Raw genomic sequence first — 22,550 nt, forward strand, 5'->3', positions numbered from 1 at the left:
AGGACCCCGATGACCGCTCGCCCGCTGGCTCGCCTGGCCGCGCTCACCGCGCTTGCGCTCGCCGCCTTGGCCCCGACGGCCGCCGCGGGCGCGGACACCGCACTGCCCGACGGCCTGCACTGCGACACCCTCGACTGCCGCAACGACACCGACCAGGACTACGTGGTCTCCGGCACCATGCAGTGCGAGTACAGCGATGCGGACGGCGGCGGCACCTCCGGTAGCGAGCAGTTCACCGATATCGTTCCGGCGCACAGCCTCACCCGGCTCCTGCCGTGTATCGACGGTCAGTCCCCGTACCTGCGTTCCATCGACGACGTCGAATAGCGCTCACGCGCCCGTGAGGGCCCGATAGCTGCGGTTCCACAGCCACTCGACCGGCCCGCGCTCGAAGCGACGCAGCCAGAAGTGCGCGAAGGCCAGCATGAGCGCGCAGACCAGCACGTAGATCCCGGCCGTGAACGGCACCCGCGAATTGGCCGACACCAGGCTCGCCAGCCCCAGACCCCAGCCGTAGCACAGGAATCCCGACACCAGGTTCTGAAGGATGTAGCAGCTCAACGCCATTCGCCCCACCTCGCTGAACCGGCGGCCCACCCAGCCCGGCTCGGGCCGGTGCGCGTAGACCTCGGCGACCAGCGCGAGAATGCCCAGCGACACGATCGGTGCGGTGCCGTAGCGGGCCAGCACGATCAGATCACCGCCGACCATCCCCAGCGCCAGATCGACCGGTGCCGCGACGGCAAACCCGATCACCATGAGCCACTTGCGGATTCGCGCACCCTCGGGTCCGAAGATCCCGGCCCGGAACAACCGCGCGCCGAGCAGGAACAGCGCGATCGACATCGGGAAGATGAGCAGCGGCTCGAGCCGGAACATCAGCAGATGCTCCCACCGGAACGCCACCAGATCCCAGAACGAGCCATCCACATAGGGATTGGGATCCAGCGGCTTGTGCCCGCCCGAATCGCCCTTGGGCCCGAACGCGATCGCCACCGCGAACAACGACAGCAGCGTCAGATGAATGCTCGCCTGCGCGATCAGCCAGCGCCGCTGCGCCTTCGGACTGGTCGCCAGAATGAACGCCACCACCAGCCCGGTGACCGCGTACCCCATCAGCACATCGAATTCGGCGACGAGGAAGAAGTTCACCAGCCCGTCCACGAACAGCAGTCCGGCCCGCACCGGATACCCGCCCGGCCACACCCGCCCCGCCTTCGCGGCCGATCGCTGCTGAATAGCCAGCCCGATCCCGAACATGATGGTCAGCAGCCCCAGGAACTTGCCCTGCGCCAACTGCTGCAAGAACTTCTCGATCCACAGCCACGCCCCGTGCGGTTCGTCACTGCGCGTGACGTAGCCCAGCAGCCCTTCGACATTGGTGAAGATCCAGATATTGGTGCCCAGCGTGCCCAGGATGGCGATGCCGCGCAGCACGTCCAGCGCGCTCAACCGGCTCGAACGCGGTTGCGGGGACACGGGATTCGGGTCGTCGGCGACGGCGGTGACCGGGTGTGACGGGGGCTGCGCGGAAGCCGATTCGACCATGTCGGTCATTGTGCCGTCGCGCCGGTCGGGGGCGGATCGCCCGCGAGAACGACCCGGCGTACGACTCGCGAATGACACCAACCCGGACAGTCCACCCGCGTCCGGGCGCGCCTTTCGCCTAGGCTCGAACCCATGCAGCGCATCATCGGAATCGAGGTCGAGTACGGCATTTCCACGCCTACCGAGCCGTCGGCCAACCCGATTCTCACATCGACCCAGGCGGTGCTCGCCTACGCCGCGGCCGAGGGCGTGCCGCGCGCCAAGCGCACACGCTGGGACTACGAGGTGGAATCGCCCTTGCGTGACGCGCGCGGTTTCGATCTGGGACGGCTCAACGGGCCCGCCCCGGTGATCGACGCCGACGAGGTCGGGGCGGCCAACATGATCCTCACCAACGGGGCTCGCCTCTACGTCGACCACGCGCACCCGGAGTACTCCGCGCCCGAGGTCACCGACCCGCTCGACGCGGTCATCTGGGACAAGGCCGGTGAACGCGTCATGGAGGCCGCGGCCCGCTACGCCTCCAGCGTGCCGGGCGCGCCGCGCATGCAGCTGTACAAGAACAATGTCGACGGCAAGGGCGCCTCCTACGGCACCCACGAGAACTACCTGATGAACCGCGAGACCCCGTTCAACCAGATCATCGTGGGCCTGACGCCGTTCTTCGTCTCGCGCCAGGTGGTGTGCGGCTCCGGTCGCGTCGGCATCGGCCAGTCCGGTGACCAGCCCGGCTTCCAGCTGTCCCAGCGCGCGGACTACATCGAGGTCGAGGTCGGCCTGGAGACCACGCTCAAGCGCGGCATCATCAACACCCGCGACGAACCGCACGCCGACGCCGACAAGTACCGCCGCCTGCACGTCATCATCGGCGACGCCAACCTCGCCGAATGGTCCACCTACCTCAAGGTCGGCACCACCTCGCTGGTGCTGGACCTGATCGAGGCGGGCGAGGACCTCTCGGATCTGCAGCTGGCGCGCCCGGTCACCGCCGTGCACACCATCAGCCACGACCCGAGTCTGCGTGCCACCGTTGCCCTTTCGGACGGGCGCGAGCTGACCGGCCTTGCGCTGCAACGCATCTACCTCGACCGGGTCGAAAAGTTCATGGACCGCACCGGAAACGACGATCCGCGCGTGCAGGACGTCATCGAGAAGTGGGCCCACGTCCTGGATCTGCTCGAGCGCGACCCCATGGAGACCGCCGACCTGCTGGACTGGACGGCCAAACTGCGCCTGCTCGAAGGCATGCGCAACCGCGAGGGCCTGTCCTGGGCGGCCCCCAAACTGCACCTGGTCGACCTGCAGTACTCCGACGTCCGCCTGGACAAGGGCCTCTACAACCGCCTGGTCGCCCGCGGCTCCATGCAGCGCCTGGTCACCGAGCAGCAGGTGACCGACGCCATGACCAACCCGCCCACCGACACCCGCGCCTACTTCCGCGGCGAATGCCTGCGCCGCTTCGGCGCGGATATCGCGGCGGCCAGCTGGGATTCGGTGATCTTCGACCTGGGCGGCGACTCCCTGGTCCGCATCCCCACCCTGGAACCGCGCCGCGGCACCAAGTCCCACGTCGGCAAACTCCTGGACGGCGTCCACACCGCCTCGGAACTGGTGCAGCAGCTGACGCACTAGCGAATTCGCGCGTAGCGAACACCGAAGGGCCCGGGAGAACCTCTCGCGGGCCCTTCGCTTCGGGGTGTGGCTACTGCGCCTTCGGCTTCGGAGGTGTGGCATCCGGACCCTTCGGACTTCAGGGGTGTGGTAGCTGGACCCTTCGCTTTCAGGGGTCTGGGGACTGGGTCCCCAGATCTCCTTCCTCGGGGGTTTGGGGGCTTGCTCCCAAGTGAATATCCGGGGTCCGGGGGTGTCCCCCGGGAGGCTGCCGAGAGATCGCGGCAACAGCACAATGGCGTTTAATCCGGCATGTTCCCCGCGCCGGTGGGTAGTGTTGACAGCACGAGCATCGGATCTTCTCCGGTGCTCGCCGATGATCACAGAGGAGGTCGGCTGCTATGGCACAAGAGCAGACCAAGCGCGCCGGTGGTGGCGACGAGGACGAGGGCCCGGTCGGTGACGGCGGGGCGGGACAGGAGCGTCGCGAGAAGCTGGCGGAGGAAACCGACGACCTGCTCGACGAGATCGACGACGTGCTCGAGGAGAACGCGGAGGACTTCGTCCGTGCGTATGTTCAGAAGGGCGGCCAGTGACCCAAGGTGACCCCCTGCGGCTCCAGTTGGGGTTCGCCCAATCCTCATTCTCCGAGTACCTGCGTTTGCACGCCCCGGAACTGTTGCCCGGCAACGGAATCCGATCCGACGGCAGCCACCCGAATCCGGGTGCGCCGTCGGATATCGCTCCGCACGGCACCACCATCGTAGCGGTCAGCTACCGCGGCGGTGTGCTGATCGCCGGTGACCGCCGCGCCACCCAGGGCAACCTGCTGGCCAGCCGCGACATCGAGAAGGTGTACATCACCGACACCTACTCCGCGGCCGGTATCGCGGGCACCGCGGGCATGGCGATCGAGATGATCCGCCTGTTCGCGGTCGAACTCGAGTACTACGAGAAGATCGAGGGCGTCCCCCTCACCTTCGACGGCAAGTCCAACAAGCTGTCGAAGATGGTGCGCGACAACCTCCCCGCGGCCCTGCAGGGCCTCGCGGTGGTGCCGCTGCTGGTCGGCTACGACCCGGATGCTCAAGATCCGGACAAGGCCGGGCGGATCGTGTCCTACGACGTGGTCGGCGGACGCAGCGAGGAGCGCTTCGGGTACACCGCGGTGGGGTCGGGTTCACTGTTCGCCAAGTCGTCGCTGAAGAAGACCTATCAGCGCGGGATCGATCAGGATCGCGCGCTGCGGATCGCGATCGAATCGCTCTTCGACGCCGCCGACGACGACACCGCCACCGGCGGTCCGGACACGATGCGCAACATCTATCCGACCGCCATCGTGATCGACTCCGAGGGCGCCGAGGAAGTCACCGAGGAGCGCCTCAAGGAGATCACGACGGCGATGGTGGAGGAGCGCGCCGCGCTGGCGGCAGAGGGGATCGGCGAAGCATGACACTGCCGTATTACGCGTCGGCCGAACAGATCATGCGCGACAAGACCGAACTCGCGCGCAAGGGCATCGCGCGCGGTCGGTCGGTCGTCGTGCTGGTCTACGACAAGGGCGTGGTGTTCGTGGCCGAGAACCCCTCGGCCACCCTCCACAAGATCAGCGAGTTGTACGACCGGGTCGGTTTCGCCGCCGTCGGCAAGTACAACGAGTTCGAGGCGCTGCGCCGCGGCGGCATCCTGCAGGCCGACCTGCGCGGCTACCAGTTCGACCGGCGCGACGTGACCGGCCGCTTCCTGGCCAACCTCTACGCGCAGAGTCTCGGCACCATCTTCACCGACCAGCTCAAGCCCTACGAGGTGGAGATCTGCGTCGCGGAGGTGGGTTACCCGGAGCAGGAGTCGAATTCGGTGCTCTACCGCATCAACTTCGACGGATCCATTGTGGACGAACGGGAATTCGTGGTGATGGGCGGCAACACCGACCCGATCACCACCGCCCTCAAGGCTTCCTACAAGCCCGGCATGGACCTGCATTCGGCCATCACCACGGCGGTGGCCGCGCTGCAGAAGGCCGTCCCCGAGGGCGACAAGGACAAGACCCGCACCCTGAGCCCCGGCTCGCTCGAGGTGGCAACCCTGGAACAGGGCCGCCCCCGCCGCGCGTTCCGCCGCCTCCAGGGCGCGGTGCTGCAGGAGTTGGTGACCGGCAAGCCCCCGAGCGCGAAAGCCGCGGCCGAAGCCGAGAAGCCGTCGAGCGGAGACCCGTCGTAGGGCCCGCGTCGGCTTGGGCAAATCCCGCTATTCGGGATAAGGCTCCTTTGCACTCTCAATAGCAGAGTGCAAAGGAGCCTTGCTTTTTCGCAGGCTGAGACGCGTCCAACGTTGCATCCCGTGCGAAATCGTTGTGAATACGTTTGCATGAGCTGTCCGACAAGCCGGTTACCGGGCACTTCCGAGCTGTAATGTCGATAGGGTGCAGCGACGAATCATGGGGATCGAGACCGAATTCGGGGTGACGTGCACGTTCCACGGTCACCGTCGGTTGAGTCCTGACGAGGTGGCCCGGTATCTGTTCCGCCGGGTAGTTTCCTGGGGCCGTAGCTCGAACGTGTTCCTTCGTAATGGTGCCCGGCTCTACCTCGATGTCGGTTCCCATCCGGAGTACGCCACGGCCGAATGTGACAGCCTGGTGCAGTTGGTCACTCATGACCGCGCCGGGGAACGGGTCCTCGAGGATCTCCTCATAGACGCCGAGCAGCGGCTGGCCGAGGAGGGTATCGGCGGGGACATCTATCTGTTCAAGAACAACACCGATTCGGCGGGGAACTCGTACGGGTGTCACGAGAACTTCCTCGTGGTGCGGGCCGGGGAGTTCTCGCGGATTTCGGATGTGCTGTTGCCGTTCCTGGTTACCCGGCAGTTGATCTGCGGGGCGGGGAAGGTGTTGCAGACGCCGAAGGCGGCGACGTTCTGTCTGTCGCAGCGGGCCGAGCACATCTGGGAGGGCGTGTCGTCGGCGACCACGCGGTCACGGCCGATCATCAATACCCGCGACGAGCCGCACGCCGATGCCGAGAAGTATCGGCGGCTGCACGTGATCGTGGGCGACTCGAACATGAGCGAGACCACCACCATGCTCAAGGTGGGCACGGCCTCGCTGGTGCTCGAGATGATCGAGGCGGGCGTGGCGTTCCGAGACTTCGCGCTGGACAACCCGATTCGCGCCATTCGCGAGGTGTCGCACGATCTCACCGGGCGGCGTCCGGTGCGGCTGGCAGGCGGACGCCAGGCGAGCGCGCTCGACATTCAGCGTGAGTACTACGCCCGCGCTGTCGAGCACCTGCGCAATCGCGACCGCGACCCGCAGGTCGACGCGGTGGTGGATCTGTGGGGCCGCACCCTGGATGCCGTCGAGGCGCAGGACTTCGCCAAGGTGGACACCGAGATCGACTGGATCATCAAGCGCAAGCTGTTCCAGCGGTATCAGGACCGCTACAACATGGAGCTGTCCGATCCCAAGATCGCCCAGCTGGATCTGGCCTACCACGACATCAAGCGCGGCCGCGGCGTCTTCGACCTGCTCGCCCGCAAGGGTCTGGCCAAGCGGGTCACCGAGGACGATGCGGTGGATGCCGCGGTCACCACGCCGCCGCAGACCACCCGGGCCAAACTGCGCGGCGACTTCATTACCGCCGCCCAGGAGGCCGGACGCGACTTCACCGTCGACTGGGTCCACCTCAAGCTCAACGACCAGGCCCAGCGCACGGTCCTGTGCAAGGACCCGTTCCGCTCGGTCGACGAGCGCGTGGATCGCCTGATCGCTTCCATGTGAGGGCCCCAACTCTCGGGGACTCTCAGGGGCTTCGCCCCCGAACCCCCTGGAGAATTTCGGGGCTCCGCCCCGGACCCCGGCACTCGGGCTTGCGGGCCGCGAACCAGTTCGGTTCGCGGCCCGCTCGTTTGTTCGGGGGGCTGAGGCTGTCCGCTAGGGGCGGTTAGGGGGAAATAGCGACCGCCCATGCGCCATGTTGGCGGTGCGCCCATTACTCTCTATCGGGTGGCGATATCCAAGGTCGAGCGGTTGATGAATCTGGTTATCGCGCTGCTGTCCACCCGGCAGTTCCTGACCGCGGAGCGGATCCGGGACAGTGTGGCCGGGTACGAGGAGTCCGCGAGCGACGAGGCGTTCAGCCGGATGTTCGAGCGGGACAAGAACGAGCTGCGCGATCTGGGCATTCCGCTGGAAATCGGGCCGGTGAGCCGGTATTCGAGTGTCGAGGGCTACCGCATCAACCGGGACGCCTACGAGCTGCCGGACATCGATCTCACCAGCGAGGAGGCCGCCGCGGTGGCGGTGGCCGTGCAGTTGTGGGAGTCGCCGGAGTTGGCGGCGGCCGCCGAGGGCGCCATGCTCAAGCTGCGCGCGGCCGGAATTCACGTGGAGCCCGACGCCGGGGTGTCGGCGGTGCCCGCGGTTCCGGCGCGCACGCGCGGCTCGGAGCCGGTGCTGGGCAAGCTGCTCGCCGCGATCGATGCCGGACGGTCGGTGAAGTTCAAACACCGTCAGTCCCACGGGGATCCGGTGGAGCGCGATGTGCAGCCGTGGGGTGTGGTCACCCATCACGGCCGCTGGTATCTGGTCGGGCACGACAATGTGCGCGACGCGCAGCGGGTGTTCCGCATCTCCCGCATCGACGAGGACGTCACCGAATACGGTCCGGCCAATGCCGTGCACAAACCCGAGGATCTGGATCTGCGGGCCGTGGTCGCCGAGGTCACCGCGCAGACCCCGATCACCGGCTCGGCGACGGTGTGGGTGGCCGACGGGCGCGGTCAGGAGATCCGTCGCCTCGGCCCGATCATGGAGGAGCGCGTCCTGGGTGGACGCAAGGGTTCGATCGTGGAGGTGCCCATCCGTTCTCGCGACTGGCTCGCGCGGCTCATTACCGGCCTCGGCGCGGACGCCCTGGTGCTCGCGCCGGAAGACCTGCGCGACAATGTGATCGCGCGCCTGAAGTCGGTGCTGGAGCGGACGGAGGTCAGCGCGTGAGCGACGCGGCACGGAAACGCCGGGGCGACAACATCTCCGACGGCAACCGCAAGGCCTCCGACGGCAACCGCAAGAACGATGGCGGCCGCGCCTCCGACGGCGCGAAGGAACGGCGGGGGAGCGCGGCCACCACGACCCGGCTCTCGACGCGGCTGGCCCGACTGCTGAACATGGTCCCGTACTTCCAGGCCAACCCGGGCATCAGCGCGGCCGAGGCGGCCGCGGAACTCGGCGTGTCCACCAAACAGCTGATGACGGACCTGAATCAGCTGTGGATGTGCGGCCTCCCGGGCTACGGCCCCGGCGATCTGATCGATCTGTCCTTCTCCGAGGAGAGCATCGAGGTCACCTTCTCCGCGGGCATCGACCGCCCGCTGCGCCTCACCTCCCTCGAGGCGACGGCCCTGCTGGTGGCGTTGCGTTCCATCGTGGACCTACCCGGCATGGTGGATCCGAGCGCGGCCCACGCGGCCATCGCCAAGATCGAATCCGCCATCTCCGGACGGGAATTCGAGGGCCCGACCCAGCCGGTGCCGGTCGAAGCGCCCGCCGTGGCGACCGTCCGGTCCGCCGTCGAGCGCAATCACGCACTGCGCCTGGTCTATTACTCGGCGAGCCGCGATGTGGTCTCCGAGCGCGTCGTGGATCCGATCCGAATCGTGCTGGTGGACAACAACAGCTATCTCCAGGCATGGTGTCGGCAAGCCGAGGGCGTCCGCCTGTTCCGCCTCGACCGCATCGAGGAGGCCACCGAACTCGACGAACCGGCCCGCCCGCCCGCCGACGCGGCCGCCGACGAGACCTCGGCCCTGGATCTGTTCGTCGATGATCCGGCGGTTCCGCTGGCCCGCTTGCTGATTCGCCCCGATTACGCCTGGGTGCTCGAGCAGTACCCGATGCACAAGGTCACCACCCACCCGGACGGCAGCGTCGAGGCCACCATGCGCTTCGCCACCCTGGACTGGATGGCGCGGCTGCTGCTCGGCTTCGGCGCGGGCGTGACCGTGCTCGGCCCGGCCGAACTGGTGACGGCCGTGCGCGAGCGCTCCGGCTCGGCGCTGGCGGCGTACGCGGCCGCCGCCGAGGACGACGCCTTCGCCTCCGGTCTCGAGGGGGTCGGTCCCGCTTGAGGCCGTCTTCGACATCGACACCGCGGGTGACGGTGCTGGGAGCGGGCAGCATCGGATGCTATGTCGGCGGCAGGCTGGCCGCGGCGGGGGCGGAGGTCACCTTTGTGGGTCGCCCGCGCGTGCTCGAGGAACTGCGTACCTTCGGGCTGCGCCTCACCGACCTCGACGGCGACACCGCCCACGTCGAACCGGACGCCTTCCACACCGCGACCGAACCGACCGGCGACACCGACCTGGTGCTCATCACCGTGAAATCCGCGGACACCGCCACCGCGGCGGCCAAACTGGCCAGTCTGGTCAAACCTGGGACCGTGGTCGTCAGCCTGCAGAACGGCATCGGCAACGACGCGGTCATCCGCGATGTCCTGCCCGCCTGCGTGGTGCTCGCGGGCATGGTCATGTTCAATGTCGTGCACCACGGGCAAGGCCGCTTCCATCGCGGCACCGCGGGCACGGTCGATATCGCCGACGATCCGGCCCTCGACCGCTTCGGCCCGCTCTTCGCCGAGTCCGGTCTGGGTTTCAAACGACACCCGGACCTGCTGCCGATCCAATGGGCCAAGCTGCTGCTCAACCTGAACAACCCCATCAACGCGCTGTCGGGTCGCCCGCTGCGCGAGGAACTGGGCACCCGCGACTATCGCCGCTGCCTGTCGCTGGCCCAGCGCGAGGCCCTCGCGGCCATGGCCGCGGCCCGCATTCGCCCCGCCCGGCTCACCCCGCTGCCCCCCGAGGCGATGGCCCGGCTGCTCACCGTCCCCGACGGCGTCTTCCGCCGGGTCGCCGCCAAGGTGCTGGCCGTGGACCCGGTGGCCCGCTCCTCCATGGCCGATGACCTGGCCGCCGGGCGCAAGACCGAAATCCCTTGGCTGTGCGGAGAAATCGTGAGCCTCGGGGCCATGGTAGGAATACCCACGCCGGTGAACCAGAAGCTGATCGACCTCGTGACAGCGGCGGAGAACGGCGACCGACGCACCTGGTCGGGCCCGGAATTGCTGGAACAGCTGACCCAGGCCGCGCGTGACGGCGCGGCGAACAAGGGTTGACAACAAGGTTCGCCATATGCGGGTCCGGTAGCATCGGACTCACCAATTCTTTGGAGGTAATGGAATGACAGGCGCCATCAGCCCGTGGCACTTGCTGATCGTCGTGCTGATCTTCTTGCTGTTCTTCGGTTCGAAGCGCATGCCCGATGCCGCCCGCAGCCTGGGCCGCTCGATGCGCATCTTCAAGACCGAGGTCAGCCAGATGCAGGCCGAGGGCAAGACGGGCGAGGCCGCTCCCGAGGCGCAGGCGCAGCCCGCGCAGCCGGTTACGCCCCCGGCGCAGCTGCCCCCGGCCCAGCCGGTGCAGCAGCCCGCGCCGCAGCCGAACGACCAGCAGAAGGCCTGAGGCCACGTTTTGTCCGGGGTGAGTGATTCTCATCCCGGGTAAGTCGTTGTCCGGGTCCGGGTTGCCGTGAGGCTCCGGTTTGTTGGCCGCAAGGCGGAGGCAGTCAGACACACATGCGTATGCGCATCCCGTTCGATCCCCGGCGCAGCAAGCGCCGCACCAACCCCGACGGCACCATGTCGCTGGTGGAGCACCTCTCGGAGCTGCGCCGTCGACTGCTGATCGCGTTGGCGTGGATCGCGATCGGCACCCTGTTCGGGTTCTTCTGGTACTCGCATTCCCTGTTCGGGATCGAGAGCCTGGGCGAGATCCTGCGCGGCCCCTACTGTGATCTGCCCGCCTCCTCGCGCGCGAATCTCAGCGCCGACGGCGCCTGCCGACTGTTGGCGACCGCGCCGTTCGAGCAGTTCACCCTGCGGTTGAAGGTCGGCACCACCGCGGGTGTGGTGGTGGCCAGCCCGTTCTGGCTCTACCAGCTGTGGGCGTTCATCACGCCCGGCCTCTACGCCAAGGAACGCAAGTACGCGATCTCCTTCGTGGCGGCGGGCGCGGCGCTGTTCATCACCGGCGCGGTGCTGGCGTACTGGGTTGTCGCCCACGCGCTCAGCTTCCTGATGACCATCGGCAACAACGTCCAGATCACCGCGCTCTCGGGTGCGCAGTACTTCAGCTTCATCATCAAGCTGTTGGTGATCTTCGGCGTGAGCTTCGAAACGCCTTTGCTCATCGTGGGTTTGAACTTCCTGGGAGTTTTGACCTATCAGCGGCTCACCAAGTGGCGGCGCGGGTTGATCTTCGGCCTGTTCGTGTTCGCGGCCATCGTGACCCCGCAGGACCCGATCTCCATGCTGTCGCTTGCGCTCGCGCTGACCCTGTTGTTCGAGATCGCGGTGCAGGTGGCGCGCTTCAACGACAAGCGCCGCGCCCGCAATGCCGAGAACTGGGACAACCTCGCCGACGACGAGGCCTCCCCGCTCGACACCTCGGTCGGCGGCGTCGACGCGGCGAGCCCGGTCCCGGCGGCCGAACCGGTGGCCGCCACACCGCTGCAGAAAACAACGAGAGACGTGTCGGATTACTCCGATACGCTCTGACAAGTGATCTCAAGGTCGCTTACTGGCGAACTGGCGGCATTCGCCGCCGAACTGAAATTCCAGCTCGATCCGTTCCAGCGGCAGTCGTGTGAGGCGCTCGAGGGCGGGCACAGCGTGCTCGTCTGCGCGCCCACCGGCGCGGGCAAGACCGTGGTGGGCGAATTCGCCGTCCATCTGGCGCTGGCCTCGGGCGGCAAGTGCTTCTACACGACGCCGATCAAAGCGCTGTCGAATCAGAAGTTCGCCGATCTCACCGAACGGTACGGTCGGGACGAGGTCGGCTTGCTGACCGGCGACCAGTCCATCAACCCGGACGCCTCGGTGGTGGTGATGACCACCGAGGTGCTGCGCAACATGCTCTACGCGAGTTCGGATGCGCTGCGCGGGCTTTCGTACGTCGTCATGGACGAGGTGCACTATCTGGCCGACCGGTTCCGCGGCGCGGTGTGGGAGGAAGTCATCCTGCATCTGCCGCCGGAGGTGCGCCTGGTCAGCCTGTCGGCGACGGTGTCCAATGCCGAGGAGTTCGGCGCGTGGATGGAGACCGTCCGCGGTGATACCGCCGTCATCGTGGACGAGACCCGGCCGGTGCCGCTGTGGCAGCACGTCATGGTCGGCCGCCGCATGTTCGACCTGTTCGACTCCCGCTCCAGCGATGCCAAGGTGATCGTGGACGAGGATCTGCAGCGCTACATCAAACACCGCGAAGCCACCGACCGGATGGACAACTGGGCCGTTCCGGGGCGCGGGCGCGGTGGGCCGCGGCGATCGTTCCGGCCCATGCCGCGGCCGGAGGTCATTGCCAAGCTCGATGACGAGGGGCTGCTACCGGCGATCACCTTCATCTTCAGCCGCGCGGGATGCGATGGGGCACTGGCCCAATGCGTGCGCTCGCGGCTGGACCTCTCGCGCGAGGACGACCGCGAGGAGATCGACGCCATTATCGAGAAGCACACCGGGGATCTGCCGCGCAGCGACCTCGAGGTGCTCGGGTACTGGGAGTGGCGCGAGGCGCTGCACCGCGGCTTCGCCGCGCACCACGCCGGGATGCTGCCCGCCTTCCGGCACACGGTCGAGGAGCTGTTCGTGCGCGGGCTGGTGCGGGCCGTCTTCGCCACGGAGACACTGGCTCTGGGCATCAATATGCCCGCGCGCACCGTCGTGCTCGAACGGCTGGTGAAGTTCAATGGCGAGAGCCACGCCGAGCTGACGCCGGGGGAGTACACGCAGCTCACCGGGCGCGCGGGGCGGCGCGGCATCGATGTCGAGGGGCATGCGGTCGTTTTGTGGCAGCCCGAGGTCGATACCTCGGCGGTCGCGGGTCTGGCCTCGACACGGACGTATCCGCTGCGGTCCTCGTTCCGGCCGGGCTACAACATGTCGATCAACCTGGTCGATCGGATGGGTGCGGTGGAGTCGCGGGCACTGCTCGAGCGGTCCTTCGCCCAGTTCCAGGCCGACCGGTCGGTCGTGGGGTTGGTGCGTGGCATCGAACGCAATGAGGCCCAGCTGCGCAAGCTGCGCTCACAGCTCGGCGACGAGAGCTTCTTCGAGTACATCCAACTGCGCGAACGCATTCGGGAACGCGAACGCCACATCGAACGCCAGGGGCGCACCGATCGGCGGCAGGCCGCGGTCGCGGCGCTGACCTCGCTGCGGCGCGGGGATGTGGTGGCGATTCCGTCCGGACGCCGCCAGGGTCTGGCGGTCATCCTGGAACCCGATGCGACACCGGGCGATCCGCGACCGCTGGTGCTCACCGAGGACAAGTGGGCCGGGCGCATCTCGGCCGCCGACTTCCCGACCCCGGCCGAATCGCTGGGTCGGCTGCGGCTGCCCAAGCACGTCGATCACCGCACCGCGCGGGTGCGCCGCGATCTGGCCTCGGCGCTGCGCAGCACCGGCATCACCGCGCCCCGGCGCGGCCGTCACGGCGGCAAGTCCAAGGCCGCCGACGATCGCGAGCTGCAAACCCTGCGGCGGGCACTGCGCAATCACCCGGCACACGCGCGGCCGGATCGAGAGCAGTTGGCGCGCATCGGCGAACGCTACAACCGGGTCGAGCGCGAGACCGAGCAGCTGCGTCAGCAGGTGGCGGCCACCACGAACTCCCTCGCGCGCACCTTCGACCGGATCATCGGGCTGCTCGAGGAACGCGGCTACGTCGAGGACGGCGAGGTCACCCAGGACGGTCGCCGCCTGGCCCGCATCTACGCCGAGGCGGATCTGGTTGTGGCCGAGGCGCTTCGACAGGGACTGTGGCGCGGGCTCGGCCCGGCCGAGTTGGCCGCGGTGGTGTCGATCCTGGTCTACGAGTCGCGGCAGGAGGGCGGCTACCTCGGTGCCTCCGGTCCGACCGCGCCGATTCGGCGGGCCGTGGACGCCACCATCGGCGTGTGGTCGCAATTGCGCGCCGACGAGGCCCGGCATCGGTTGCAGCCCACCCGCGAACCCGACCTCGGTTTCGTCACCGGCGTCTACACCTGGGCCCGCGGCGACGATCTCGCCGATGCCCTGCTCGCCTCCGGCGATCGTGGAAATCCGCTCTCCGCCGGTGATTTCGTGCGCTGGTGTCGCCAGGTCATCGACCTGTTGGATCAGATTCACAGCACCGCCGACGATGTCGAGGTGGCGGCCACGGCGAGCAAGGCGGTGCGGGCCATTCGCCGGGGTGTCGTGGCCGTGGACGCGGCGTAGTAGAAACGACTGTGCTTTGATTCTTGGATGTACCGACCGCAGCGGGAATACGAGCATGTTCCCGCTCGGGGGGCTAGCGTGAGTACAACGAATTGCGAGTGGAGGCAAGCACATGAGCGGCCCGTACGGACCGAATGACGCCCCTGCCGGGGGAGGCAACGATCCGACGCAGCAGTGGGGTGGGCAGCAGCCCGCGCCCGGCGCCGGACCGACTCAGCAATGGGGCGGCCAGCAGCCCGCCCAGCCGACCACGCAGTGGGGCGACCCGTCGCAGCAGCAACCGCAGCAGCAGTGGGCGCAGAGCCAGCCGCAACAGCCGACCCAGCAGCCCTGGGGACAGTCGCAGCCGCAGCAGCCGGTGCAGCAGTGGGGGCAGAGCCAGCCGCAGCAGCCCGTGCAGCAGTGGGGGCAGTCGCAGCCGCAGTGGCCGCAACAGGGTCAGCCGGGACAGCCGGATTGGAGCCAGCAGTCCGGTCAGCAATGGCCGCAGCCGACGCAGCCGTCCGGCGGGAAGAAGAAGACCGGTGTGATCATCGGGATCGTGGCCGCCGTCGTGCTGGTGCTGGCCGCGGTCGGTGGCGGGTTGGCCTGGCTATTGAGCAAGGACCAGCTCGACAACAAGGCGGTCCAGACCGGTGTGCAGAAGGTGCTCAAGGATTCCTACGGCATCGACGATGTGCAGGACGTGAGCTGCCCGTCGGGTGAGAAGGTCCAGGTGGACAAGACCTTCGACTGCACGCTCAAGGTCGGTGGCGAGAACAAGAAGGTCACCATCAAGATCACCAAGGATGACGGCACCTACGAGGTCGGCCGCCCCAGCTGATCGGGAGCGAGTTCCTCGACAACCACGGTGGGTCCGTAGGCGATCAGGGGATCGCGTACGGGCCCTTCTGTTTGCGTTGGGTTAGCTCGCTGGTGTGCAGGGGTACAGTGGGCGACAGTTCAGTTCGCCAACGAATCGGGGGGGCCGATACATGAGTGCATTGCAGGTGGTTGGTCGGGGCGCGACGGCAGCGTCGGTGGCGCTCGGCGCGGTGTTGTCGGCACCGGTTGCCAGTGCGGACGGGTCGTCGACGCCGGTCGCTATCGACTGCACGACATTTCAGGCGGTGGTCGAGCCTGCGCGAATGCTGATCGCCTGCGGTGACGGCACCGTCACGGTCAAGGACATCACCTGGACCAGTTGGGGGCCGACGACCGCCGAGGGCGACGGCACGGAATACCGCGTTGTGTGCCAGCCCAATTGTGCCGGGGGCCATGAGGTCCACCAGCCGACCCACGTCACGCTGCGCAAGGTCTCCGAGCCCGGCGACTACTTCGGCGAAGCGGTGATCACCGACCTCAACGGGAATCCCGAAACCTGGCCCATGGCATCGCCGCGCTGACCGCGCCGGGGCGTCGGTTCAGCGTTTGGCCATGGCGGTGATGAGGCGCTTGACCGGGCTCTCGGCGTTGTAGGCAATGGCCAACTGCGCCAGGCGATCCGGATCGGCGGGGGTGTGGGGTAGTAGGTCGGGGCCGGAGTAGTCGACCTTGGCGTCGCGCACCACCCGGACCACGGGGGCCGCGGCCTTCAGATAGTCGTCGGCGGCAACGAGTTTCGCGCGCACGCCCTTGGCGAGGTCGGAGTCCGGGTCGGCGGCCGCTGCCCGAAGCGCCTCCACCGAGCCGTATTTGGAGATGAGCTGGGCCGCGGACTTGTCGCCGATGCCCGCCACCCCGGGCAGGCCGTCGGAGGCGTCGCCGCGCAGAGTGGCCATATCGGCGTAGGCCGGGCCCGCATTCTGCTCCGGCACACCGTATTTCGCCGCCACCTCGGCCGGACCCCACAGTTCGGCCTTGGCCAGACCACGACCGACGTAGAACACGCGCACCGGCGGAGCGGGCGTATCGCGCACCAACTGCAGCAGATCCCGGTCGCCACTGACGACGATCACCTCGTCGACGCTCTCCTGCGTCGCGAGGGTCCCGATCACATCGTCGGCCTCGAGTCCCTCGGCCCCCGCCGTCGCGATCCCGGCCGCCTCCAACACCTCCATGATCATGTCGACCTGCGGCGTCAACGTATCCGGCACCTCTTCGAGCTCCACCCCGTCGGCCGACACCCCACCCTCCTCGGCCACCCGATGCGCCTTGTACGAGGGCACCAGATCCACCCGATACTGCGGCCGCCAATCCAGGTCCAAACACACCACCAACCGACTCGGCGCATGCTGCTTGACCAGCGCCGCAACCATATCGGTGAACCCACGCAACGCATTCACCGGCCGCCCATCCGGCGCGGTGATCTTCTCGGGAATCGCATAGAACGCCCGAAACCACAAACTCGCCCCATCGAGCAGCAACAACGGACCGGCGGCAGGGTTGCTCATAGCCCCCGACCCTACCGGCACCACCCGACAACCCGGCGCATAGCGACCTCGATGTGGCCTTCCGTGCGGTTGCGGGTCGAGGGGGTCGCTCGATCGTGCCGGTGCGGTGAAAGCCACAGTTCGCATTGGCGCTGGTTGAAAGGCGGTGGGACGCACTGGCGTCGACGCGCGGCGTGGAAAAATCGCGCCCCGTTGGGGGTGCGAAGTTTGTCGGTGGCTGGAGGGTGGCGGGGATTGGGGAGTAGCGTCGGGTGCCATGAGCTCTCATGACGAGTCACGGTTCGCGGCGGAGGTCTACGGGGCGCGGTTGGAGCGGGCGGCGGAGTTGACCCGCGCTGCCCACCTGGACGCGCTGTTGATTACACCGGGGCCTGACCTGCGGTTTTTGCTTGGGTCGCGGGCGCAGTCGTTCGAACGGCTGACGTGTTTGGTGATCCCGGCCAGTGGCGAGACACCGTCGGTGGTGATTCCGAAGCTGGAGTTGGCTTCGTTGAAGGGGTCCGCGGCCGGAGAGCTCGGGCTACAGGTCATCGACTGGGTGGACGGGGTGGACCCGTACCGCATCGTCAAGGGTGTGCTCAATGCCGGTGCGCGCGTGGCGGTCACCGATGTGATGCCCGCGCTGCACCTGCTGCCCATCGCCGATCAGCTTGGCTCGCTGCCGGTTTCGGCCACCCCGCTGCTGCGTGAGCTGCGAATGGTCAAGGACCCCAGCGAGGTCGAGGCGCTGCGCCGCGCGGGCGCGGCGATCGACCGCGTGCACGCCCGCATGGGTGAGTTCCTGCGCCCCGGCCGCACCGAGGCCGAGGTGGGCGCGGATATCGCGGCCGCCATTGTCGAGGAGGGCCACACCGAGGCCGATTTCGTCATCGTGGGCAGCGGCCCGCACGGCGCGGACCCGCACCACCTGGTCTCCGAGCGCGTCATCGAGGCCGGTGACGTGGTGGTCATCGATATCGGCGGCCCCGTCGAGCCCGGCTACTTCTCCGACTCCACCCGCACCTACGTCCTCGGCGAGCCCGACGAGGAAATCGCCGCCCAGTTCGCCGAACTCGAAAAGGCCCAGGCCGCAGCCGTCGCCGCGGTCCGCCCCGGCGCCACCGCCGAATCCATCGACGCCGCCGCCCGCGACGTCCTGGTCGCCGCCGGTCTCGGCGACTATTTCGTCCACCGCACCGGCCACGGCATCGGCCTCTCGGTCCACGAGGAACCCTACATCGTCGCGGGCAACGACCTGGTCCTCGAGCCCGGCATGGCCTTCAGCATCGAACCCGGCATCTACTTCCCCGGCAACTGGGGCGCCCGTATCGAAGACATCGTCATCGTCACCGAAGACGGCTGCGAGTCCATGAACAAGCGCCCGCACGGCCTAACCCGCCTGGGCTGACCACGACGTGCTCCGAGGGCTGTGCGCGACTTCAGGCGCTGGCGTCGAAAGTGGCTGTGTAGTGCCAGAAGTCGCGCATGGTCGAGTCGGGGATGGGGCTGTCCATGCCTACCTGGGTGAGGAGGATGGCGATGGTGCCTGTTGAGGGGATGAGGTGGGCGGAGGTGCCGGAGCCGCCTACCCAGCCGTAGCGGCCTGGCACGTTCCAGGGGTCGATGGGGGTGATGTCGACCGCTGAGCCGAAGCCCCAGCCCTGGCCTTCGAGGAAGAGGTCGCCGTGGGTGCGTAGGGCCGGGGTGGTGTGGTCGGTGGTCATGAGGCGGATCGAGTTGGCGGACAGGAGTTTTCGGCCGTCGGGGGTGGCGCCGTCGGCGAGGAGCATGCGGGCGAAGCGCAGCCAGTCGTCGGCGGTGCCCGCGAGGCCGCCGTTGCCGAGGGGGAAAGGTGGCGGGGTGGTCCATTGGCCGTCGGGGCCGTCGGCGAGTGTGAGGCCGGTGTCGCTTCGGCGGTAGTAGGAGGTCAAGCGGTCGCGTGCGGACTCCGGGACCGTGAAGCCGGTGTCGGACATGCCGAGTGGTTCGAAGATTCGCTCGGCGAGGAAGTCGGGGAGGGAGCGGCCGGACGCGCGGGTCACGAGTGCGCCCTGCAGGATCGAGCAGGTGTCGTAGAGCCACGCGGTGCCGGGCTGGGCGAGCATGGGGACCTGCGCGAGTGCCTTGAGCCAGTCGTCCATGGGCGGGTAATTGTGTGGCGCGCGGCCGTCGGGCTGCACGCCGAACAACGCCTGGATGGCGGGAAGGGAGAAGTCGGAGGCCCAGCCGTAGCCCGCTTGGGAGCTGAGCAGGTCGAAGACCGTGATCGGGCGATGGGCGGGCACCACCTCGTCGATCGGGCTGTTCGGGGTACGCACCACCATCGGGTGCATGAGTTCGGGCAGCCAGGGGCCGATGGGATCGTGCAGGCCGAACACCCCGTCTTCGACGAGCATCAGCACGGCCGCCGCGGTCAGCGGTTTGGTGATGGAGGCCCACCGGAATATCGAATCCCTCGCCATGGGCGTCGTGCCGTCGGCGTGGGCGAGACCGACGGCGGCGGTTTCGATCCGGTCGCCGCGGGCGATCAGCCCCACCGCGCCCGGGACGCCGCCGTCATCGACGTGGGCCTGCAACACTTCTCGAAGCGTGGACATGGATCAACCCTCTCTCGTGCGCGTTCGAGAAATGGGACGACCCGTGCGCCGCAAAGTAATCGGTCTCGACCGGGTTCAGTTGGCCACGGCGTCGGTCTTGAAGACGCTGCTCGCGAGGACACGCTTCACCTCGATGGCGATCACCACGCGGGTCGGGTTCTCGCGCGGCTGGCGGTAGCGACCCGCGTAGCGATCGACGGCGTCAGCAACCGAGTCGGCGTCCTCGAGGATGGTGGCGGGACCTTCGAGGGTGATCCACCGCGGCCCGTCGACCTGGCTGACCGCCGCATAGCCCGAGCGACGCACATTGTTGACCTTGACCGAGCCGTTGTTGGTGATGATCCGGGCGATCCCGGCCTCCGGATCCCAGGTGAACCCGACCGCGACCACGTGCGGGGTGCCATTGGCGCGCAGGGTGGTGAGGGTGGCCAGGTGACGCTCGGTGACGAAGTCGGCGGCGGCGGGCGATAGCTCGGGGCGTGCGGCGGTGCTGGTCATGATCAGACGCTAGCAATCCGGACGCGGACGCACCGGACGGCGGTGCCGTGGTGGCAAACTGTCCGCCATGGGTTTCGGATCGCGGGACGTCGACAAGGGCGTCGTGCTGGTGCTGGGTGGGCGCAGTGAGATCGGGTTGGAAGTGGCGCGGCGGCTGTCGCCCGGCCGGGTGGTGATTCTGGCCGCGCGCCGCAGCGACCAGTTACAGGAGCAGACGCGCGAGCTGCTCATCGCCGAGGCGGCGGCGGTGCACTGCGTGGAGTTCGACGCCGACGATATGGCGAGTCATCAGCCGCTGCTGGAGAAGATCGTCGCCGAGCACGGACGCATCGGGGTCGCGGTGGTGGCGTTCGGGATTCTGGGCGATCAGGCGCGGGCCGAGGCGGATCCGGCGCACGCGGTCGAGATCGTGACGACCGACTATGTCGCCCAGGTCAGCGTGCTCACCGCGCTCGCGAATCTACTGCGGGAACAGGGTGACGGCCAGATCGTGGTGTTCAGCTCGATCGCCGGTGTCCGGGTGCGGCGCGCGAACTACGTGTACGGGTCGGCCAAGACGGGTTTGGATGGATTCGCGACCGGGTTGCAGATGGCCTTGCACGGCAGCGGAGTTCATCTGCTCATGGTCCGGTCGGGTTTCGTGATCGGGCGCATGACGGCCGGAATGGAACCGGCTCCGCTGTCCAGCACCCCCGATCAAGTGGCCGACGCCGTGGTGGCCGGACTGTATCGGCGGGCGCGAGATGTGGCGGTGCCGCGCCGGATTCGCTTGATGTTCCTGGCCATGCGCTATGTGCCGTACTCGCTGTGGCGTCGGATGCCGCGATGATCGACACTCCACTGCCGTCGACCCCGATTCCGGTGATCGGGATCGGGGCCGACGGCTGGGACGGGCTGGGCGGCCCCGCCCGTCGCGAGATCGCGGCGTGCGAGGTATTGTTCGGCTCCGCACGACAATTGGCGTTGATACCCGAGGACGAGACGCGTGCCGAGCTGGTGTCGTGGCCGTCGCCGCTGGTGCCCGCGCTACCGGGGCTGCTCGAACGGTATGCCGGGCGACGGCTCGGCGTGCTGGCCAGCGGCGATCCGATGTTCTTCGGCATCGGCACCACGCTCACGAAACTGGTTGGCGCGCAGGCGCTTCGCGTGTTCCCGCAGCCTTCGTCGGTGTCGCTGGCGTGCGCGCGGCTGGGGTGGGCGCTCCATGAGACACCGGTCGTGAGCGCCGTCGGGCGACCTGTGGAGACGGTGCTCCCGGAATTGGCGGACGGGCGTAGGGTTCTCGTGCTCAGCTCCGACGAGCACACTCCCGGGCAGTTGACGAACCTGTTGGCGCACAATGGCTTCGGCAACTCCACAGTGACCGTGCTGGAGCAGCTGGGCGGGCCGAGTGAACGCCTCCTGACCGGCGTCGCCGCGCACTGGGACCATTCGCTCGGCGACGCCCTCAACATCGTCGCCATCGACTGCGTCGCCGATCCTCGAGCCCAGCGGCTCACCCGAATTCCGGGCCTACCCGACGCGGCGTACGGCGGTGACGGCCAGCTCACCAAGTCCGAGGTGCGCGCCCTCACCCTGTCCGCGCTCGCCCCCGCGCCGGGGGAGCTGCTGTGGGATGTCGGTGGCGGTTCGGGCACCATCGCCATCGAATGGTGCCGCACGAACCCCGCCTGCCGCGCCATCGCCTTCGAACGAATCGAGTCCCGCCGCAAGCAGATTGCCGAGAATGCCATGAGCCTGGGCGTCCCGCAGGTCGAGGTGCGCGGTCCCGCACCCGGGTCGTTCGCGGAAACTCCCACGCCGGACGCGATTTTCATCGGCGGTGGGCTCACCCAGGAGGGCATGTTCGACGCCTGCTGGCAGCGGCTGCGCCCCGGCGGCCGTCTGGTCGCGAGCGCGGTCACGGCCGATTCCGATGCCCTGCTGCTGAGTCTGGCCGAACGCCACGGCGGTGCGTTGCGTCGCTTCCAGATCTACCGCGCCGAGCCGCTGGGCGGATTCACCACGTTCCGTCCGCAGCTCCCGGTCACCCAGTGGTCGGTGGTGAAACCGGTACCGCCGCAACCCAAACCGTCGCACCGCTAATACGGCAGCGCGAGCGGACCGGGCTCGAACACCGTCACCAGCACGACAAGATTGCCGTACGGGGCCGACCCGTTGGCCATGCGGTGCGCCATCTTGGCGAACGACATCCGCCACCGGTACTTGGCCTCGATCTCGGCCTGCACCCGCGGCACGAGGGTCCCGGCGCTGATCAGCCGCGCGTGGCCCTGCAACTGCCGCGACCCGACGACGGGATTGCCTCGCCAGTCGCCGGGCTGCACCAGCACCCGCCCGTCGTGGGCGAGCTGCTCGGATTCGGCGGAGTAGGAGGAGGTCCGGAAGGCGATCCCATTGTCGCCGATCGGCACCACCAGTCGCGGCACGGTCACCAGTTGTCCCGGTCCGACGACCCGGGTGACCAGAACGGTCTTGGCCTCCTGCCACATCGCGGCCGCCGCCGACAGTTGCCGAGGGGCTGGTGCGGGTTGCGGCGTCGAGCGGGCGAACTGGGTGCGCGCCGCCGCGGGGTCGATCATGAGGTCCGTCATCGCCTGCGATCCTTCCGTGCCGAAATCCAAACTGGCTCGGTG

At 68.1% G+C, this 22,550-nt stretch carries 22 protein-coding genes; 17 read left to right on the forward strand and 5 right to left on the reverse strand.

Annotation, left to right across the window (positions count from 1 at the left end; genetic code table 11):
- The first annotated feature begins 9 nt into the window (after positions 1 to 9).
- The gene (locus VMT40_RS21600) at positions 10 to 327 is read left to right on the forward strand and encodes a hypothetical protein (protein ID WP_326360374.1); all 318 of its coding nucleotides are present in this window, start codon (positions 10 to 12) and stop codon (positions 325 to 327) included.
- Positions 328 to 330: 3 nt separating this feature from the next.
- Here VMT40_RS21600 and VMT40_RS21605 read toward each other — a convergent pair whose 3' ends face one another.
- A complete protein-coding gene (locus VMT40_RS21605) occupies positions 331 to 1,548 on the reverse strand; it encodes a DUF418 domain-containing protein (RefSeq protein ID WP_326360376.1) in 1,218 nt (405 codons plus the stop codon).
- Between the two features lie 132 nt (positions 1,549 to 1,680).
- Here VMT40_RS21605 and dop point away from each other — a divergent pair, with 132 nt between their 5' ends.
- From dop to VMT40_RS21670, 13 genes are all read left to right on the forward strand, one after another.
- Positions 1,681 to 3,180 (forward strand): depupylase/deamidase Dop, encoded by a 1,500-nt coding sequence (gene dop / locus VMT40_RS21610; protein ID WP_326360377.1) that lies wholly within the window; start codon positions 1,681 to 1,683, stop codon positions 3,178 to 3,180.
- A gap of 380 nt (positions 3,181 to 3,560) precedes the next feature.
- The gene (locus VMT40_RS21615; protein WP_033089305.1) at positions 3,561 to 3,755 is read left to right on the forward strand and encodes a ubiquitin-like protein Pup; all 195 of its coding nucleotides are present in this window, start codon (positions 3,561 to 3,563) and stop codon (positions 3,753 to 3,755) included.
- A complete protein-coding gene (gene prcB, locus VMT40_RS21620; RefSeq protein ID WP_326360378.1) occupies positions 3,752 to 4,612 on the forward strand; it encodes a proteasome subunit beta in 861 nt (286 codons plus the stop codon). Before VMT40_RS21615 ends, prcB begins: the two co-directional genes overlap by 4 nt.
- Positions 4,609 to 5,379, forward strand: coding sequence for a proteasome subunit alpha (gene prcA / locus VMT40_RS21625; RefSeq protein WP_326360379.1), 771 nt, complete (start codon positions 4,609 to 4,611; stop codon positions 5,377 to 5,379). The genes prcB and prcA overlap by 4 nt, the downstream gene beginning before the upstream one ends.
- A 202-nt stretch (positions 5,380 to 5,581) precedes the next feature.
- Entirely contained in the window at positions 5,582 to 6,940 is a 1,359-nt protein-coding gene (pafA, locus tag VMT40_RS21630) for a Pup--protein ligase (protein ID WP_326360381.1), read from the forward strand.
- Positions 6,941 to 7,165: 225 nt separating this feature from the next.
- Positions 7,166 to 8,158 (forward strand): helix-turn-helix transcriptional regulator, encoded by a 993-nt coding sequence (locus tag VMT40_RS21635; RefSeq protein ID WP_326360383.1) that lies wholly within the window; start codon positions 7,166 to 7,168, stop codon positions 8,156 to 8,158.
- A 170-nt stretch (positions 8,159 to 8,328) separates the two neighbouring features.
- A complete protein-coding gene (locus tag VMT40_RS21640) occupies positions 8,329 to 9,288 on the forward strand; it encodes a helix-turn-helix transcriptional regulator (RefSeq protein ID WP_442790050.1) in 960 nt (319 codons plus the stop codon).
- A 26-nt stretch (positions 9,289 to 9,314) separates the two neighbouring features.
- Positions 9,315 to 10,334 carry a 2-dehydropantoate 2-reductase gene (locus tag VMT40_RS21645; RefSeq protein WP_326360384.1) on the forward strand — a complete coding sequence of 340 codons (1,020 nt, stop codon included), beginning with the start codon at positions 9,315 to 9,317 and terminating at the stop codon, positions 10,332 to 10,334.
- Between the two features lie 64 nt (positions 10,335 to 10,398).
- Positions 10,399 to 10,680 carry a Sec-independent protein translocase subunit TatA gene (gene tatA / locus VMT40_RS21650; protein ID WP_326360385.1) on the forward strand — a complete coding sequence of 94 codons (282 nt, stop codon included), beginning with the start codon at positions 10,399 to 10,401 and terminating at the stop codon, positions 10,678 to 10,680.
- Between the two features lie 119 nt (positions 10,681 to 10,799).
- Positions 10,800 to 11,774, forward strand: coding sequence for a twin-arginine translocase subunit TatC (tatC, locus tag VMT40_RS21655; protein WP_326361715.1), 975 nt, complete (start codon positions 10,800 to 10,802; stop codon positions 11,772 to 11,774).
- Positions 11,775 to 11,777: 3 nt separating this feature from the next.
- A complete protein-coding gene (locus tag VMT40_RS21660) occupies positions 11,778 to 14,471 on the forward strand; it encodes a DEAD/DEAH box helicase (protein ID WP_326360386.1) in 2,694 nt (897 codons plus the stop codon).
- A gap of 112 nt (positions 14,472 to 14,583) precedes the next feature.
- On the forward strand, positions 14,584 to 15,294 hold the full coding sequence (locus VMT40_RS21665; RefSeq protein ID WP_326360387.1) for a DUF4333 domain-containing protein: 711 nt from the start codon (positions 14,584 to 14,586) through the stop codon (positions 15,292 to 15,294).
- A 151-nt stretch (positions 15,295 to 15,445) separates the two neighbouring features.
- Positions 15,446 to 15,856 carry a hypothetical protein gene (locus VMT40_RS21670; protein WP_326360389.1) on the forward strand — a complete coding sequence of 137 codons (411 nt, stop codon included), beginning with the start codon at positions 15,446 to 15,448 and terminating at the stop codon, positions 15,854 to 15,856.
- Between the two features lie 18 nt (positions 15,857 to 15,874).
- On the opposite strand, the gene VMT40_RS21675 is transcribed toward VMT40_RS21670, so the two are convergent.
- On the reverse strand, positions 15,875 to 16,843 hold the full coding sequence (locus VMT40_RS21675) for a 5'-3' exonuclease (RefSeq protein ID WP_326360391.1): 969 nt from the start codon (positions 16,841 to 16,843) through the stop codon (positions 15,875 to 15,877).
- A gap of 256 nt (positions 16,844 to 17,099) precedes the next feature.
- Between VMT40_RS21675 and VMT40_RS21680 the strand changes: the two genes are divergently transcribed.
- Positions 17,100 to 18,230, forward strand: coding sequence for a M24 family metallopeptidase (locus tag VMT40_RS21680; protein WP_326360393.1), 1,131 nt, complete (start codon positions 17,100 to 17,102; stop codon positions 18,228 to 18,230).
- 31 nt (positions 18,231 to 18,261) lie between these two features.
- On the opposite strand, the gene VMT40_RS21685 is transcribed toward VMT40_RS21680, so the two are convergent.
- On the reverse strand, positions 18,262 to 19,419 hold the full coding sequence (locus VMT40_RS21685) for a serine hydrolase domain-containing protein (RefSeq protein ID WP_326360394.1): 1,158 nt from the start codon (positions 19,417 to 19,419) through the stop codon (positions 18,262 to 18,264).
- Positions 19,420 to 19,494: 75 nt separating this feature from the next.
- Entirely contained in the window at positions 19,495 to 19,917 is a 423-nt protein-coding gene (locus tag VMT40_RS21690) for a PPOX class F420-dependent oxidoreductase (protein WP_326360395.1), read from the reverse strand.
- 67 nt (positions 19,918 to 19,984) lie between these two features.
- Here VMT40_RS21690 and VMT40_RS21695 point away from each other — a divergent pair, with 67 nt between their 5' ends.
- Positions 19,985 to 20,746: an SDR family NAD(P)-dependent oxidoreductase gene (locus tag VMT40_RS21695; protein ID WP_326360397.1), complete on the forward strand. Its 762-nt coding sequence runs from the start codon at positions 19,985 to 19,987 to the stop codon at positions 20,744 to 20,746.
- Positions 20,743 to 22,002, forward strand: a complete 1,260-nt coding sequence (gene cbiE, locus VMT40_RS21700; RefSeq protein WP_326360399.1) for a precorrin-6y C5,15-methyltransferase (decarboxylating) subunit CbiE — start codon at positions 20,743 to 20,745, stop codon at positions 22,000 to 22,002. The genes VMT40_RS21695 and cbiE overlap by 4 nt, the downstream gene beginning before the upstream one ends.
- On the opposite strand, the gene VMT40_RS21705 is transcribed toward cbiE, so the two are convergent.
- Entirely contained in the window at positions 21,999 to 22,508 is a 510-nt protein-coding gene (locus tag VMT40_RS21705) for a hypothetical protein (protein ID WP_326360401.1), read from the reverse strand. The two genes, cbiE and VMT40_RS21705, sit on opposite strands and share 4 nt — an antisense overlap.
- Positions 22,509 to 22,550 lie beyond the last annotated feature (42 nt).

Source organism: Nocardia sp. CDC160, from assembly GCF_035818795.1.
Lineage (GTDB): Bacteria > Actinomycetota > Actinomycetes > Mycobacteriales > Mycobacteriaceae > Nocardia.

Excerpts from the sequence above, each read along its gene's own strand:
- VMT40_RS21600 (WP_326360374.1), top strand. The coding sequence starts at position 10 with ATGACCGCTCGCCCGCTGGCTCGCCTGGCCGCGCTCACCGCGCTTGCG.
- VMT40_RS21605 (WP_326360376.1), bottom strand. The coding sequence starts at position 1,548 with ATGGTCGAATCGGCTTCCGCGCAGCCCCCGTCACACCCGGTCACCGCC.
- dop (WP_326360377.1), top strand. The coding sequence starts at position 1,681 with ATGCAGCGCATCATCGGAATCGAGGTCGAGTACGGCATTTCCACGCCT.
- VMT40_RS21615 (WP_033089305.1), top strand. The coding sequence starts at position 3,561 with ATGGCACAAGAGCAGACCAAGCGCGCCGGTGGTGGCGACGAGGACGAG.
- prcA (WP_326360379.1), top strand. The coding sequence starts at position 4,609 with ATGACACTGCCGTATTACGCGTCGGCCGAACAGATCATGCGCGACAAG.
- VMT40_RS21640 (WP_442790050.1), top strand. The coding sequence starts at position 8,329 with ATGGTCCCGTACTTCCAGGCCAACCCGGGCATCAGCGCGGCCGAGGCG.
- tatA (WP_326360385.1), top strand. The coding sequence starts at position 10,399 with ATGACAGGCGCCATCAGCCCGTGGCACTTGCTGATCGTCGTGCTGATC.
- tatC (WP_326361715.1), top strand. The coding sequence starts at position 10,800 with ATGCGCATCCCGTTCGATCCCCGGCGCAGCAAGCGCCGCACCAACCCC.
- VMT40_RS21665 (WP_326360387.1), top strand. The coding sequence starts at position 14,584 with ATGAGCGGCCCGTACGGACCGAATGACGCCCCTGCCGGGGGAGGCAAC.
- VMT40_RS21670 (WP_326360389.1), top strand. The coding sequence starts at position 15,446 with ATGAGTGCATTGCAGGTGGTTGGTCGGGGCGCGACGGCAGCGTCGGTG.
- VMT40_RS21675 (WP_326360391.1), bottom strand. The coding sequence starts at position 16,843 with ATGAGCAACCCTGCCGCCGGTCCGTTGTTGCTGCTCGATGGGGCGAGT.
- VMT40_RS21680 (WP_326360393.1), top strand. The coding sequence starts at position 17,100 with ATGAGCTCTCATGACGAGTCACGGTTCGCGGCGGAGGTCTACGGGGCG.
- VMT40_RS21685 (WP_326360394.1), bottom strand. The coding sequence starts at position 19,419 with ATGTCCACGCTTCGAGAAGTGTTGCAGGCCCACGTCGATGACGGCGGC.
- VMT40_RS21690 (WP_326360395.1), bottom strand. The coding sequence starts at position 19,917 with ATGACCAGCACCGCCGCACGCCCCGAGCTATCGCCCGCCGCCGCCGAC.
- VMT40_RS21695 (WP_326360397.1), top strand. The coding sequence starts at position 19,985 with ATGGGTTTCGGATCGCGGGACGTCGACAAGGGCGTCGTGCTGGTGCTG.
- cbiE (WP_326360399.1), top strand. The coding sequence starts at position 20,743 with ATGATCGACACTCCACTGCCGTCGACCCCGATTCCGGTGATCGGGATC.
- VMT40_RS21705 (WP_326360401.1), bottom strand. The coding sequence starts at position 22,508 with ATGACGGACCTCATGATCGACCCCGCGGCGGCGCGCACCCAGTTCGCC.